The sequence below is a fragment of the Microcoleus sp. S36b_A4 genome, assembly GCF_036700645.1.
Taxonomy (GTDB): domain Bacteria; phylum Cyanobacteriota; class Cyanobacteriia; order Cyanobacteriales; family Microcoleaceae; genus Microcoleus.
Genome location: NZ_JAUBPI010000115.1, coordinates 1 through 16,882 on the forward strand (window position 1 = coordinate 1; position 16,882 = coordinate 16,882).

Annotated in this window: 7 protein-coding genes; 3 read left to right on the top strand and 4 right to left on the bottom strand. The window is 44.0% G+C overall.

All coding sequences use genetic code 11. The features are described 5' to 3' along the window. Window positions 1–106 precede the first annotated feature (106 nt). Window positions 107–892, bottom strand: coding sequence for a leucine-rich repeat domain-containing protein (locus QUA03_RS25370; RefSeq protein WP_333216015.1), 786 nt, complete (start codon window positions 890–892; stop codon window positions 107–109). Window positions 893–1,433: 541 nt separating this feature from the next. Further along, entirely contained in the window at window positions 1,434–1,649 is a 216-nt protein-coding gene (locus QUA03_RS25375) for a hypothetical protein (RefSeq protein WP_333178684.1), read from the bottom strand. Between the two features lie 262 nt (window positions 1,650–1,911). Here QUA03_RS25375 and QUA03_RS25380 point away from each other — a divergent pair, with 262 nt between their 5' ends. From QUA03_RS25380 to QUA03_RS25390, 3 genes are all read left to right on the top strand, one after another. Continuing rightward, complete coding sequence (locus QUA03_RS25380) at window positions 1,912–3,234, top strand: acetamidase/formamidase family protein (protein ID WP_333216017.1); 1,323 nt, start codon at window positions 1,912–1,914, stop codon at window positions 3,232–3,234. 553 nt (window positions 3,235–3,787) lie between these two features. Then, a complete protein-coding gene (locus QUA03_RS25385; protein ID WP_333216019.1) occupies window positions 3,788–4,636 on the top strand; it encodes an arylamine N-acetyltransferase in 849 nt (282 codons plus the stop codon). A 22-nt stretch (window positions 4,637–4,658) separates the two neighbouring features. Further along, window positions 4,659–5,024 carry a tyrosine-type recombinase/integrase gene (locus QUA03_RS25390; RefSeq protein WP_333216025.1) on the top strand — a complete coding sequence of 122 codons (366 nt, stop codon included), beginning with the start codon at window positions 4,659–4,661 and terminating at the stop codon, window positions 5,022–5,024. Between the two features lie 421 nt (window positions 5,025–5,445). On the opposite strand, the gene QUA03_RS25395 is transcribed toward QUA03_RS25390, so the two are convergent. Together QUA03_RS25395 and QUA03_RS25400 are read right to left on the bottom strand one after the other, a co-directional pair. Continuing rightward, on the bottom strand, window positions 5,446–15,687 hold the full coding sequence (locus QUA03_RS25395; protein ID WP_333216021.1) for a DUF4347 domain-containing protein: 10,242 nt from the start codon (window positions 15,685–15,687) through the stop codon (window positions 5,446–5,448). A gap of 161 nt (window positions 15,688–15,848) precedes the next feature. Next, complete coding sequence (locus tag QUA03_RS25400; protein WP_333216023.1) at window positions 15,849–15,995, bottom strand: hypothetical protein; 147 nt, start codon at window positions 15,993–15,995, stop codon at window positions 15,849–15,851. Window positions 15,996–16,882 lie beyond the last annotated feature (887 nt).

The following is a 16,882-nucleotide window of genomic DNA, read 5'->3' on the forward strand; positions in this document are numbered from 1 at the left end:
TTGCACTTTACTATTGAGCGCGCGATCAAATAACCCAGGCCACGTAACACGCGGGCGATATATTCAGCAAGCCCTAAATAAAGTCAATGCTATCGGGGTACTGTGTCTAATCGGATAGGAGCTCAATCGCCTTTGGGATTGGGGTAATTGGATTGTTATCTAAATCAACCTTGATTTGCTTCGACATTTGCTTGAGTACCTCTGGTATTTCGGTTATTTGATTGTTAGCGAGGTAGAGGTGTGTCAGCTCCGACATCTGCCCGAGTGCATCTGGGACTTTGGTTATTTGATTGTGACTGAGGTCAAGCTGTGTAAGATTGGACATTTGCTTGATGGTTTCTGGGATTTTGGTTATTTGATTGTCTCCGAGGTCAAGCCATGTCAGATTGGATAGTTGTCCTATGGTTTCTGGGATGGAAGTAATCTGATTGTCATGGAGGTAGAGCACTGTCAGATTGGACATTTGCCCTATGGTTTCTGGGATTTTGGTTATTTGATTCCTACCGAGGTAGAGCAGTGTAAGATTGGCCAGTTGCCTGATGTTTTCTGGGATGGAGGTAATCTGATTCAGACCGAGTTCAAGCAGTGTAAGATTGGACAGTTGCCCTATAGCCTCTGGGATGGAGGTTATCTCATTGCCATGAAGGTTAAGTATGTTTAAGTTGGTTAATTGAAGAACAGCATCAGGAAACTTAGTTAGCCGTTTTCCCCTTTCTTTCCGTTTTTCATGGAATGGCATGAACTGGAATTCCATTAACACGAACGTCTCAAGCTGCGTACATTTGCCAATTTCCGATGGCACTTCCTCCAAGTCCAACCCCGACAGATTCAGTTTCTTCCAATTTTCCTGGGCTGCCCGGTCAATTCGTCGCATTGCTTCGTCTCGCGTCATATTCTTTGTCTCGGTAAGATTCATTTCATTGTGACGACAATAATTTTTGTTTGGTGGCTGAGGGGGTGACAACCCCATCAAAAGCTTTATAAAATCAAGGACATAGACCTCAAACCCGGTGAAAGAATGGGAGGTTATTACGCCTAATTCTCATCAAATGAGAAAAGACTTAAGGTAACGTAGATAAGCTGGAAAGCATATTGTAATAAAATTTAAGCTTTTAATCTCTACTATCCATGCTCTTATTAAGACCTAAAGGCAATCTAGGAGAAACTTAAAGACTTGCATCACTGAGAATTTAATAACTGTTGCCAATTCAGATTCATTAATACTATCTTGCTTTACAGCAGCCCAAACTTTCAGAAATATAGCACTCGCTGTTTTCCCAAAAGTAAGCACTGTATATCAAACCAGCACTCATAAATATCTAAAATTCTGATAGTCGTCTTGGGAGGCTTTTTTTACGCCTCACCGCTCATGCCTCCCACACTTCTTTGAACTCAGAACTCGATCGCTCCAAAATCGATCTGCGACCGTCGCTCTAAATCTTGCCTTCAAACCTCTGATGCCAGAGGATATACCCCGACACGGTAATAACCAGAGTGATGCCTCCTCCTACCCAAGCCAGCATAGGATTGTAACCGCTACGGCTGAGGGTCTGCATCCATAGATGGGTGCGATCGGAGGATATTAACCAATCTGCGACGACCGGAAAAAGATACATCAAAGATGCACCAACGATAAGCCAGCCCACCATAGAGGCGACCAGAAAGATAGTTTTGGCTGTAGATTGGCTACCCATGAGCAATTGCGAAATATCCTTATTTTTTCAGACATTATATGTAAATATGCTCACAATCTATCATCCAGGAGATATAGATTTATGGTGAGTGTTTATTCCTTTTCTAAGCTATTTGTATTTTAGATAACAAATTCTAAAAGAATAAGCCTGAATAATATATCTGCTTTGATCTAGATGGATCAGGGGATTACAGACATTCACCATAAAAAAGCAAGCTATGCCGAATCGACGTGATTTTCTTCTTGGTGGGACTGTAGCTGCGGCTGCGACCTTGTTACCAAATAAATTGATTGCTCAAACTCCAACCGATCGATCGGAAATGGCAGCTTTACAGGAAGGATATGTGGGACAGTATCAGGGTGGTGTGTACTTACTGCCAGCCAATGATGAGACAGTCCAATGGGGTTGGTTTAATAATGCAGAGACACCCCGCGCTCGGATTAAATCAGGGGACACCGTTGTCATGGAAACCATGATGGCTTCCATGAATCAAGTTTTGCCGGGGGTATCGATCGAAGAAATTACTAGACTGCGGGTAAATAATCCCGGTCGTGGACCCCATACGATTACAGGGCCGATCTTTGTAGAGGGCGCAGCACCGGGAGATACTCTCAAAGTCAAAATTAATCGGATTGTGCCTCGTACCTATGGCTCCAACTGGAACCTGCCGGGTAATCTTGCCCTAGGGCAATTCCCAACTAGCTTCCCTGAACCCCAAGTAAAACATTTCTTCCTTGACCTCAAGCGTGGGGTAACAGAATTTTTGCCGGGAATTGAATTACCTGTGCGTCCGTTCCCCGGTATTCTTGGGGTGGCGAGGGCTGAAAGTGGACAATATAGCACCGTACCCCCTGGACCTTTTGGCGGAAACCTCGACTGTAGAGAATTAGTAGAAGGCACAACGATTTACTTACCAGTGTTTGTGGATGGAGCTTTATTGTGGTCTGGGGATTCCCATGCGGTGCAAGGTAATGGTGAGATTAATTTAACAGCGATCGAGTCTGCCTTTAATGAACTGAACCTGACTGTAGAAGTAATTAAGGGTAAACGCCTGACTTGGCCGCGGATTGAGTCAAATACTCATTGGATAACGATGGGTTACGATCGAGACCTCAATATTGCGATCGATATTCTGGAAGAAGAAACCCTAAAATTTCTTGCTGAATCTAAAGGCTTAAACACTACTGAAGCTCGTCAATACATGGCAAACTACGGTGATTGTCGAGTAGCAGAGGTGGTCAATCAACTAAAAGGGGTCTATTGCATGTTACCGAAACAACCAACTCCAGTCCTTGCCCCTAACCCTACCACTGATACCTCAGATAGTTTTGTCACCCATGCCATCGATGGTGATGCAATGCAGGCTATGAACATGGCGGCCATGAGTCTAATTGAGAGAATGCAGACCCTAAAAGGACTTGTACCCCTTGATGCCTATTCCCTTGCCAGTTTAGCTATGGATGCACGGATTGGCAAAATAGAGCCGGGAGCAAAACATCTACATTGCTTGATGCCCAAGTCTCTCTGGGTCAGAAGTTAACAGCAGTTTGCGTTCAGATAAGTGGTGGTGCGATCCCCTAAATCCCCCTATGTCCTTTGGACAGGCTACGCCAACAAAAGGGGGACTTGAAGATCGTTAACTTGGCTTACCAGAATTAAATGGCGTTGCTGATTTAGGGTATGAAAAGCTAATAGGCAAGTCAGAGAAACCAGCATCCACAAAACTTCGGGATTTTCAAGTTATTTTTTTCATACCCTGATTAAGTAGATGTTCCCCCACCGCATCAGACACAGTGTTATCACAGCCGCGCTGGACGCAACAGACGGGGATGTGCGGAAGGTTTAGAAACTCAGCAGACACAAAAATTTAAACACCTTGATGGTGTATGCGATAATCGCGGCCCCGACCAAAGAGACATTACCGATTTACTTGATGGGATGAAAGGAGCGATCTGCTGGGGAAGCGGATGATTAGACGTGAAGGAGCGAGCGAAATCATAGATTTTTCTGATGCTAAACACGAAGGAACGTTGGATGCGTAATGATTAATTGTTCCCCATGAATAAACTCAGCATTGACTCTGATAATAAAATATGCAATTGCAACAACGACTGACTGAGATCGACGTTGATGCCTATTTTCAACGAATTGGGTATAGTGGTGACTGCTCACCCAGGCTGACAACGTTACAGGCAATTCATCAACGACATTCCCAAACGATCGCCTTTAAAAACCTCAATTCACTCCTGAAACAACCGGTTTTGCTGGATTTAGCATCCTTGCAACAAAAACTAATCAACGAGGGACGGGGTGGCTATTGTTTTGAGCAAAATTCATTGTTGCGGGCTGTTTTGCTTGCTCTTGGCTTTCAGGTAACGAATCTAGCAGCTCGCGTGCTGTGGAATTTGCCATCCGGGACGATCGCACCTCGCAGCCATATGGTGCTGGGGGTCAATATTGATGGAGAGCCATACATTGCAGATGCGGGATTCGGAGGATTAACGCTTACCGCGCCGCTTGCTTTGACACCGGATATTGAACAACCTACATCCCATGAACCATTTCGATTAATCGCAACGGAGCGCAGCTACATTATGCAAGCATATATCAAGCAGGAGTGGAAATCCCTTTACAGATTCGACCTTCAGGAGCAAGAATTACCCGATTATGAAGTGAGCAATTGGTATGTTTCAACTCATCCAAACTCGATTTTTGTTACTAACTTGATGGCGGCAAAACCGGATGCAAATTGTCGTTATGCCTTGTGGAATAATCAGTTTACGGTGCATTATTTGGATGGTCGAACAGAACATCGTGTCCTTTCAACGGTTGCAGAGTTACGCGCTACCCTTGAGAGTGTTTTTTGTCTCAACCTGGGAGCGATCGCTGATCTCGATCGGATGTTACAACAATTAATTGAGCGATCGCGTGCGATGACCTAACGGTGAAAGTGGGCAACTCTCGATTTATAGCAAGGGCGACAAGACTCGCGTAGTGCTTTTGCCTCGACAGTTGTACGCCGAACTGCTCAGTAGCCGTGGTGATGGAGGCAACCTGGAACCAATCTTTAGAAGTCGCAAGAAGTCCGATGGCGGTAGGCTCAATCCGGTTTCTGTAACTCATCTGGTAAAAGCAGCGGCCGTCCGTGTCGGACTCTCCGAGAAAGCATCAGCGCACTGGCTCCGGCACTGCCACGCTTCACACGCGCTCAACCGGGGAGCGCCCATTCATTTGCTGAGTCAAACTTTGGGCCATGCTTCAGTTGCCACGACGAGCAAATATTTACACGCCAAACCCAACGACTCTAGCGGTCTGTATCTGGCAACTTAGTGGGCGTTTGGGGTTGGGCGGTTCTTGTGGATTGTCGGCAAGTGCGATCGCAATTGCCTACAGCCAATAGAATATCGGTCGCTCTTTTTGGTCAAATAATTTCAGATTTTAGATTCTTAACAGTTGAGATGTGACCAAATAGAAGAGTTGAGAGCAGCCTTGCAAAAAGAGTCAAATAAGTTGAGGGTGGAAGTTATTGCTTATTTGACGGGATGGGAATTTATTTTAGAGTCTCTATCTGTAGCAGGGCTTTAGAAAATTGGTAGAAGATGGTTTAGAAAAGGTTGAGCATGAAGGCGAGAAGCCCAACGGCTTCCACAAGTAGGGCTTCTCAAGTGCACTCAAATTTGGATCTCGACTTTTGGGTTAAGTGCAAGATCCATGTTGAATTAAATGGGATCTCGTACTTTTCCTTCCTTCCCTAGAGCAGCCGGAAATTAGCAGATGTAATCGCATTGGCACTCACTCCAACCATCACACCTAAATACTCCCCTGTCAAGAGGTTTTTGATGAGAGTTCCCTGAGTGTTTTGAGTTGTTTCTAACTGTTCAAAACTCAAACCACCACCTAATCCAATCAAATCTTGACCCACAGTAAAATCAGCGATTATATCAAATCCTTGACCAGCTTTTAAGGCAAAGATATCGTTGCCGCTACCGCCAATTAAACTATCATTTCCCATGCCTCCGTCAAGGAGATCGGCTCCTTTGCCACCAGTGAGAGTATCATTGTCTGCACCCCCAAAAAGAGTATCATTTCCGGCACACCCTCCCAGGATATCTGCTCCTTCATCACCGTTGATTAAGTCATTACCTTCACCGCCGCAGATGATATCCGAACCTAACTGTCCAAACAGATTGTCATCACCTTGACTGCCAAGCAAGATGTCGTTACCTTTGCCTCCATATAAGGTGTCATTATCCTTGCCACCATCAATGAAGTCATTATCTTTGTTGCCATAAATGATGTCAATACCTTCGCGGCCATGTAAGAAGTCATTGCCTTTGCCTCCGAAGATTAAATCGTTACCCGATTCGCCAAGGATGATGTCGCTTCCTTCATCTCCGTAGAGAGTATCTTCATCTTTGCCTCCGGCGATGAAGTCATTGCCTTGGTTGCCATTAATAATGTCATTATCGCCACCACCGTAGAAGTTGTCATCTCCGGATTTGCCCTCGAATATATTGGCAGCATTGCTACCTAGTAATTCATCGTTTTGGGCAGTGCCTATTTGAAAGCCGGATGCGCCGAGTATGGTGTTTTCAACTGAGTTTGGTCGGTTTAAGTTGGGATAGGTAATTTGGTCGCAGATGCACTCATCGTCTAAGAGGTTATTAGTTGTTTCCGATGGTGTCGGTGTTTCCGATGGTGTCGGTGTTTCCGATGGTGTCGGTGTTTCCGATGGTGTTGGCGCTGTTGGCGTTGGTGTCGGTATTGGCGCTCTTGGCGTTGGTGTATCTGTTGGTGTCGGTGTTCCCGATGGTGCAGGTGTTTCCCCAGGCGTTGTTGCAGGTGCGGGCGTTGGTGCAGGTGTTTCCCCAGGCGTTGGTGCAGGTGCGGGCGTTGGTGCGGGTGCGGGCGTTGGTGCAGGTGCGGGTGCAGGTGTCGGTTGCGGTGTCGGTTGAGGAAGCGCGTTAACGCTCAAGTCGAACTGATCGCTAACGGTTGCTCCACTGGTATCAGTTGCCGTAACTGCGATAGCCTCCGGCTGGGCGAAGCCCATTGCTAACGGACTAACAGTGCCAACAGTGGGAGTACCGCTAATGATGCCCGTTACCGGATCAATATTCAAGCCAGTTGGAAGTTCGGCGGCTGAGAACACCAACACATCGCCATCGGGGTCACTAAAGTTAGGAGAGACATCGAGGGTAAATGGCTGACCCTGCTGAACATTCAACTGATCAGGAATTTCGGTGATCCGTTCTGGAGCATCGTTAACGGACGTAACATTGATTGCCACTTCCGCATTCGCAACACTGCCTTTACTATCTTTAATCAGGTAAAAGAAGCTATCTTCACCAAAATAATTAACAGCAGGAGTATAGGTAATTGATTTTCCATCCTCGCTCACTTCTAACGTTCCACCTTGGCTTGTTTCTGGTAGAATGGCTGTAATTTGTCCCCCATCGTCAATCGCTAAACTGCCAACCTTTGTTACTGTTAGGGAATCACCACTATCACTCCCTGTGTCATTTTTCAGCACATTAATTGTGATTGGAGTATCTTCCAAGGTTGTGATATTAGCATCAGCTTCAGCCGTTGGATTATTATTGATTACATCTAGTTGGAAGGTTGGATCTTGAGCGGTTGAAGCTTGAATTTGAGTATTAAGAGCTTCATCCGTATGAGCCGCGATCGCTTGTTCAATGGATAACGTTCCTGCTCCCACTTTTTGTAGATCGGTGGCTGTTTTTCCTTGAACAACCTGCTGAACTTTCGCAATTTCTGTTGCTTTTTGAACCAAGTTCAGAGTTGAGTCGGAAACTAATTGCTCAATGCGGATATTTCCAGCAACAATAATATTCGCAACACCCGCCGCCGTATTTGCCGAAATATTAGGATTAATTACCTGGATGAGTGCTTGAATTGGGGTTGAATCACTCAAATTTAGCCTTACATTCGGTTGGTTAATCTGTTTCGTGAGTTCTTCTAAAATGCGATTGGTCGCTTCACCGCTAGAACTACTGAGAAACTGGCTTAATTGCACCAACGTATTATAAATTTGGGCTTGTTTGCTGAAAACAATTAAACCATCTGGATTCCCTTCTGCAATTGCTTTGAGCGGGTCAAAGTTATAGAGATCAACATTAGGAAGCCCTAAAGCCGTTTTAACTTGAGTTTGTGTGGCTTCGGGATCAACAGGTTCAGCTAATAATCGAACTAAAGTTTCAAACGGATTCGTCACAAGCTGCGAGTAACCTGTTGCTAATTCGACTGATTCAAAAGCTTCAACTTCGAGGGTTTCTCCTTCATTCGGATCGAGGCGACCATTGCCATTTGCATCAAATTGAGCAACGGGGATTTCTAACTGATTCGTCCCATCACTGGCTTGATAAGCGAAGGGTTCGTTTGCATCTTGAACATTATTATAATTCGCATCAAAGAAAACCCAAAGTTTGACGATTTGCTGACGAGCAGTAGCTTCATCTAAAGCCGTATTGGCGAGAATGCTATCAACGCTTTGATTCTTCCCGATAATTTCTGCAACTGTTGCGGTTAAAATATCGGCATCCAGAGTTAAATTCGGGTCTTGTTGAGTTAAACCAGAAATAGCATTTTCTAGCAACGTTTTAACAACCGTTTCATCACTTAAGTTGGGTGTTTCTCCGTTCTGAATTAAAGTGGCAACGATTTGAAATACAGCTTTAGCAATCCCGGCTGTTGCAACAGAAGAAGAGACTTCTCCACTATCTAATTGTTCATTACCATCCAAATCGAGAAAACGAATTCCACCATTAGCCGGATCGCTAATGACTTCAGGTTCTTCGGTAGCAAACTGATCGTTACCGTTGCGATCGAGATACAGTAAACCCGCTTGATTTTTCACCTCGGCCGACTCAATTTGTAAGCCGATAAACGGTGCTTCTGAAAGGCTTCGGGTTGCTGCCATAATCAGATTCTGAAGTTTTACCTGTAACCCCAGAACTTTGATGTCTACATCCGTCGGAATATCCGTTAATAAATCTAACGCGGACGGCAGACTAAACGCATTTTTGACTTGAGTTTTAGCTCCGTCAAAATCAGGTGTTAAACCTTGAGAAGCGAGCAAGGTTAGGGGTGAAGCAATGGTTGCTGTGGGGGTGGTTGCAAGAGGAACAATTTGGGGAAGGAAAGTCGAGGTATCAACTCCATTGATAACAATTATTCGACCTTCATCGGCATCAATATTTCCATTGCCATTTGTATCAAAGGTATTGAAAATATTCAGATCGTAGCTACCATCTGCATTAGTAATTGTGCTAGGTTCGCTAAACGGTTCGCTGAAAACTTCGAGCAGTTGAACGATTTCTCCGGTATCAAGATCGGGGGCTGAATAAGTATCGCGAATTCCGTTATTATTGAGATCCTCAAAATCGCGAATTCCGTTACTATTGAGATCAGCGAAATCTTGAAGGCCGTTAAAGTTAGCATCTAAGAAAACCTTGCCTCCGGCAATATAACCATCTTGTACTTTTCCGATACTGCTATTTCCAATTTTGAATTTTGCTAAGTTAAAGGTGGCGAAATGCTTATCATAAATGGTTTCACCAAACACCTTAACTTCTGCACCGAGAAACGCATTAATTTCTCCGATTAAGCTTAATAAATCATCAAAACGAGGAACAATTTCAGAAATCGCATGAATGCGACCATCATCGGTTTTATTGGCTTCCCCTTTATCAACTAAATCGAGGTTAAATAACCCTTCAACTCCGCCTTTGAGGTAGCCAGAAGCGGCGACAATATCGATACCTGCGCCTGCTGCGACGCTGGCATTCAGCTTAATTTCTGCAATATCTGCGCCTGTCCCATCCGGCTTTTCGCGATCGCTAATATAGAACCCATCAAGGATGCGATAAGCTTCATTAGCGGCAAAATCTTTCGCTTTCCACTGCCGCAAACCGAAGGTATCCATCCCAATTGCAAAGTCGGCGGAAGCACCAAATTTACCTTCAAGTAAACCCCGAATTGGCCCCCAAATTGGGAAGGTTTTCCGCACCCCGACATCAAAGGCAACTTCAGGAACATCAAAGGTAAATAAAGAGACATCTTGACCTAACAATAAACCCATCGCTTTTTTCGGGTCTTTGAGTAGGGGAATGTCAAAGAGAGAGGCGGTATTCCCATCACCATAGGTGAAGCTTTTCGTAAATTCAGTGGTTGCTTTTTTGCTAGAGGTATCGGCATTTTGGATAATTTTATCCAGTTCGGTTTTAACATCGCTGGCTTGTTGCTCAATCTCGCTTAAATTAAGCTTGCTAAAATCAGCAAATTGCGATGAGGGTAGGCGATCGGCAAAATCTGTTAGGAATTGAATCGCTTGTTTTTTCGCACTATCCGGGGTTGTTTGGAGAAGGTTATTGAGTTCAGTTTCGAGCAGATTAACATTTTGTTGAAGCGCGAGGACAGATTCAAGACTGGGTAAGGACAGATTGGCGGTTAATCCTTTCAAATATTCTGCCGCTTGCTTTTTAGCACTATCCGTTGCCGTCTGAAAGATTTGCTCAAAATCTGCTGTCAAGCTTCTTGTATTTTGGGAAATCGTATCAACTTCACTCTCACTCAGTTTGCTTAAATCCTGCAATTTAGGCAATTTAAAATTACCGAGGGGAATGAGAATGGTTTCACCCGCCGGCAAACTATTAACTTGCTTGACGAAGTTATCAACCTTGATGAATGTATCTAAAAACTGATACACTTTTGGCGGAAGTTCGTTCCCTAAAACCTTTAAAATAACATCCGCTAATTCTAAGGTTGAAACCTGACCATCTCCCCCATTGGGAATCGGCCATTTCTTATCAAAGACTCCCGCTAATCCTAATTTTGATAGTAATTTAGTATCTTGAATTAGAACATCAACGAGAGGCCGAAACGGTTGCAAAACTTTATCAACTTGTTCTAAAATCGGTTTGGCAAAGTTGCTCACAAAGCTGCCAATATCGATCGCAACATTTTGAAAATCAATTTGCGGGGTTTGGGGGCCAGTGACTTTAAAACCGTCTACTTTGAGGATATCAAATTGTCCCGCTACCTCGAAATTAAAGGAAGGAATGGCAGAACTTCCGAGAATAGTCGTTTTAGCATTTAATCCGACTTGAGCGCCTGCTTCAATATCGAGGTCAAACAGATTTTCAAGGGTAACTTGATTGTTTTGACGAAGTTGATTAAATCCTTTTAATTCGGTTAAAGTGAGTCGGTTTCCATCCCCAGAATCTGCAATTAAACCTCCTTCTGCATTTAGATCAATATCTTTCAATGCAAATTTAGCGTCTAGTGAGGCTTGAGTTTTTTTAGTTCCCCCATTCACTTTATCTTCAGCGCCATTTGCAACATTTAATTCAAGGAAACCCAAGGTCGCCTTCGCATTAAAGTTATCGTTTAAACCCACCAACGCATCGGCTGAAAGTTTGGTTCCTGCGGTGTCAACATAGAAGCCAAAATCTTGATGATAGCCAAACTTTAAGTCTAAATCGTATTCAAAACTTGCTTCGGCTTGACCCTCTACTTCTAAACCCAAACCCGGTAAACCAAAATCTTTCGATAAATTGGCTGCGGTAGCGTAACGTTTCCCCAAATCAATACTAAACGAAACGTCTTCTGGGAGAGCTTCTGAAATCACGTTGACATCGGGAAAAATGGTCTTTAATTGGTCGGTGAGTAACGTTTTTAACTTGTCTTGCGTGAGGTTAGCGGTACTTTTAACCGCATTGACAATATTATTTTTGATGGTGTCAATAAATGCGGGTTCAGAACCACTTAGAGAACCGATTATTGGAACGCTGGTATCTTTAAACATTTGCCGCAAACTTTCGGCAATACGTTCGAGTAGTAATCCTAATCCGTCTGCAATTTCTGCAGAATTATAAGTCGGTTCAGTAATCGCAACGGTGACATTAGGAAGGGGTTTTCCATCAATTTCTAAGCCAGTATTGTAGGAAGAAGTTGGAGCGGTGCTGCTGGTACTGTGGGTAATCAGTTGTTCGAGGGTTCCTGATTTTTTATCATCTAAACCCACAACAGTAATCGTTTTAGATTGGTTCCAGTTGGTGGAGTCAAATGTAATTTTGGTAATCGAATTTTGGTTGGCATCGAAGAGTTTTAGGTTTTCGCCATTAAAATTTGGGGTAATGGTAACAATTTCACCGACGGCTGGGGAACTGGTGAGGGAAATTTGATAAGTGTCGGCTTTATTAATATTCGGTGGCGTGGCATTTTGTTCAACCACTTTAGTCCCATTTCCAGTTTCTAAAACTCGCACCCCTGGCACATCATCATCAGTGAGAGTTACGCTAACCGGATCTACGGTTCCCAGTTCATATCCTGGACCTGTTTCTAATTTCAGGGTGACGCTTTCTCCGCCTGTTTCGGTGATTAAATCTTGAATCGGGGTAATATTTAGATTTGCTCCGGTTTGTCCAGGTGCAATATAAACTGACCCTATTTTTGAAACCGTATTTAAACCAACGGCGGTATAATCTCTCCCTGGTGTGGCAACGCCTGAAATGGTGTAATTAACGGTTAATCCTTCACTGGGTGCGGGATGATCTAAAGTTAGCTGGAAAATACCAGGAACGAGGCTTTGTTCACTTCCATTTCCAGCCGATTTAACACTAACGGTGGGATTGTCATTATCTGCGATCGCCGCCGTAATTTCCCCTTTTAAACCTGCATAAAGCGGATCGATACTATTGGCAATATAGCTAATTTTGCTTTGATGTTCGCCTTCTACAACATCATCATCAACGGCTTTAAGGGTTACTATTTGCGGGGTATTTGCAGTTTCTGGGGTAAAATTTAAGGCGATCGGTTGTCCGAGTCCGTTACCGAGATCCGTTTGTGAATCTGGGCTTACGTTAACAACAATATCATTAATCGGAAAACCCGTTAAGACCACTTCAAAGCTATCGGTTGCACCCGCTTCGCTAATTTCTGTGCTTCCATTAGATTGAGAAATTAAGACGTTTTCGGTTTCGTCGTCAATATTGGTGACGGGAATATCTGCTAGGTTAAGTGTACTATAATTAACATCATCGCTGCTAATTGTAGTTTGGGTAGCATAGGTGCGATCACCATCTCTTTCGCTATCATCAACGCCTTTCACTTTAACCGTTTGAAGTTGATTCCAATTACTACTATCAAAGGTAATTGATGGGGTTTGAAGTTGTCCTTCTGTGGTGTCAGAACTGGTAAATTTGAAGGTAACAGGTTGTTCGGGTTGACTATTCAGTTGGACGGTAAAACCAGCTTCTCCTCCCTGTTCATGGGTAGAACCGTTAATAGGAGAAACGGTAATTCCCACAGTATCATTATCCGTTATATTTAAGGTTGCAGGGGTCGTGTCAGTCGTATAAATTGCATTCTCTGGTTTAATATCTTTGAGAGTAACGGTAACAGTTTCATTACCTTCATCAACCAGATCATCCAGGGTTTCTACAGGGAAAGCAGCACTCGTTTTTCCGGCGGGAATGGTAATAAAAGACGTTAATATCTCAGAATAATCCGCTCCGTTATTCGCAGTTCCGGTGATTTCATAGGAAACTTCTAATTCTAAAGCTTGTCCATCGCTTTTTAACGGGGGATTTTCTAACGGTTCGCCTGTCTCTGGATCTGCTAAAAAGATGCTAAAACTGCCCGAAGTTGGCCCTTGTTCTGAAGGATTGCCGATTTTTCCAAGTTTAACAATGGGTAGTTTTTCGTTATCGGTAATTGATAAAGTTGCTTCGGTTGCATCATCCTTAACCGCATATTTTTCTAAATTAGCGGGTTCAGTCAGGGTAATTTTTAGCGTTTCTTGCCCTTCTATTAAACTATCATCAACGGGTTTAATATTAACTGACGCTGTACTGGCTCCTGCCGGAACAATCAGAGAATCGGGCGGAATTTCTGCACCATTTAATGTGGCAGTGTAGTCATCTTTGCTAGCCGTTCCTGCGACTGTATATTGAATATCCAACCCTCCCTCTGGAGCAGGTCGGGTTAAGTTAATATTAAACGTTCCAGAAACTTCATTCGCTTCAGTAGGAGTGGTTCCGGCGGTGATACTAACTTCTGGTTCGTTGTCATTCAGGGTTAGTGCGGCACTATTAGCAGCACCAATGGTATAAAAATTTGGAGTCCCTGCTGCGAGGGTTAAAATAACCGTTTCATTCGGATCAAAGCGGATATCGTCTGTTACAGTAACTGGAATTTCAACACTGGTTTCACCCGCCAGAATCACAATGGTTTGGCGAATCGTATAATCTGTGTCTTTGGTTGCCGTTCCAGCAATATTATAATTAACGGTAATATCGTTAGAAAACGCTTGATCAAGTGTTAGTCGGAATGCTCCGTTTGTATTCGCTTCAGCAGGGTTAGTTAAGTTAGAAACTGATAATGTCGGAAGGGTGAGATTACCAATATTTCCGTATCCATTATTACTACCTGATGAAGCAAAATTCCCACTATAATTCACATTCGCCGTATTAACAACAGCACCCGTTCTGGCAAAAATTGCCCCCCCTTGACCTTGACCGTTATTTGCTCCCGTACCTCCCTCAGCACGGTTATTATTAAACGTTGAATTAATTAAACTTAACGATGCACCGGAGTTGGCAAAAATGGCTCCGCCTAAACCAGCACCGCCGCCACCTTGACCGCCATCTCGGCTACCGCCACCGCCAGCACCACCAGCTCCATTCCCTCCAAATTCTCCAGCGTTACCGCCAGCTCCTCCGCTCCCATTCTCATCGCCACTAGCAATGTCATAATCACGGCCACCGCCACCACCGCCGCCACCACCGCCACCAAAGCCACCACTACCCCCGTTACCTCCATTACCTGCTACGTCGTTTCCGTCTTTGTCTCCCCCACCGCCACCGCCAGCACCGCCACCGCCACCGCCAAAGTTACCATTACCTCCGGCGGCACCATTTGTTTTCATTCCTCCTCCCTCACCTCCCTCACCTATGGCAAACTCACCCGTTGTATCTAAGCGACCATTCAAGCTACCCGCATTACCTCCGGCTGCACCGCTTTTCTCATCTGCACCGCCTGTGCCTGCCCCATTCGGAGAGTTTCCGCCTCTGGCTTGATTATTATTAAAGGTGACATTCTCAACGGTGACGTTCCCACCACTGACAAACAAAGCACCACCCGCACCTAAACCACCGCCACCGCCACCAGCACCATCTCCTCCCTTGACTAAACCATTTTGAAGGGTAAGGTTAGAGAGAACCACTTTCCCACTGACAATATTAAAAAGTTGAGTGTTATTTCCGCCATCAATAGTACGACCGTTTCCAATAATAGATAAAGGTTCATTATCCTGAAGATCGATGGCAAAGGATTCACCAAATCCGCTAATATTACCTGTTAAAGTAATTCGATCTGCTTCATTGTTATTACGAACGTCAATTAGGGCTTGTCTCAATTCATTGGCTGTACTAACTGAAAAGTTCGCGAGTACGCCTTCATAAGCTTCCATTGCTGCGAGTTGAAAAGCGAGAGGCGCTTCAATTAACCCGGTTGCATATTCTAATAGCCAGTCTCCACCGAGGTTAGCATTTCCAGTGATGTCATCGGAGGCGGCAATATTGGTGCCTGTGATCTGGCTTAACTGTTGTACAAAGGCTTTTCCGATGTCTGAGGCGGCGACATTACAACCCAAAAATAGAATATCTCCATCGGGGTTCAGTGCTTGACCCCACTGGCTCAACTGTTGAGTGTAGGTGTTGAGGGTTTCAGAGGTTAATGTTGTGGCGCCGAGTTGTAGCTGTCCGTCTGCACCGTGAGAAACGATTTGAATGCTGTCAATATTTTTTCGTTCTGAGAGCGCTTGGGTAATTTGTTCAATTCCATCCTGGGTTGTATCGAGGGTGATCACTTCGGTATTAGAAGCAAGACCCGTGAGCAGATGATTAATATCGGTAACGTTAGAATCAATGAAGACTAAGGTACTGGAATGGGTTGATCCGGTGCAATTCATTGCTGGCTATTCCCTGGGTTAAGGATTATTCAAGGAAATCTATGTCGGTCGATAGATGACTTATACAATAATACTAGAAGTGAGAACGGCATCTCTCAATTTCTTTTAATATTTATTCATAAAATTCAAAACGTTGAGGAAAAGGGTATTGGTTCGGTTCATCATCGGTGCAGCCACAATGGTATTTGCGATCGCCCTACAGCTCTGGTCAATCTCAGCATATCGACTTCCCGCCTGAAAGCAAGAAAATCCAAAACGCGATCACTTAGAGCAGTCAAGATGTCACTTTGGCGAACTTTACCGGACATGGCTTCAGGAATCTGATGAATCCTTAACCAAACTCCTCTGTTGCCCAAAGCTGGTCAACTTCTGTTGTAAACGTTGATGGATATGATCGCCCTTAACCTCCCATTTTACGGAAATCTAAGCCGTGTGAGCCGCTGATCGCCCTTAGCTGTGTGAGCCACTGATCGCCCGTTCGCTTGTCTTTGCGCGTTTTGTAGTGATCGGGTAGCGCTCTTTCCCATCTTATTGAGCGCTTGCAACAAGTCCGAGATGCAGTGAAAATATAACAATATTTTGTCTAATTTACTGTATAGGTTCTTAGTAAGACAAAGAGATTAATTTGTAATACAAATATCAAAATAGTCTTACTTTTATGTTTTACTTGTGCGTAAGATGCAGTGTAAAACACCCCGGAAAGACCCAACTAAAACAAACACTATAGCTTCGGTACAGTACCCAGAACACCAATACCATAACTACTGATTAGTACCACATTTGCTCAGGTTGACGCTTCAGCTAAAACAGCAAAACTCCCGATTTATAATGGTTTATCTAGTATCGGAGAGTTTAGTAACACCAAATAAAACTAAGTAAATAACTAAATACCCAGGCTATATTTGTGCAGGAGTTAGTTGAGCCAGGATTATTTGCAACTATAATTGTCCTTCAGCCAGGATTAAGCGCAACTGAGACTGCAATCATCAGTTTCAGCCAGGATTAAGTGCAACTGACAGATGTCCAAGTAATGAAACTCATTGTGATATTAAACCCACATTCCGTAGGTCTTAACATTAATTGGAGATTTTTGGGTAATAAATGGCTGTAATTCTTTGCTGACGGGGTGACAGGTTGCCTGAAAAACAGACTCTGAGGCAATCCTAGACAAATCGCCTCAAAAAAGATAGGGTAA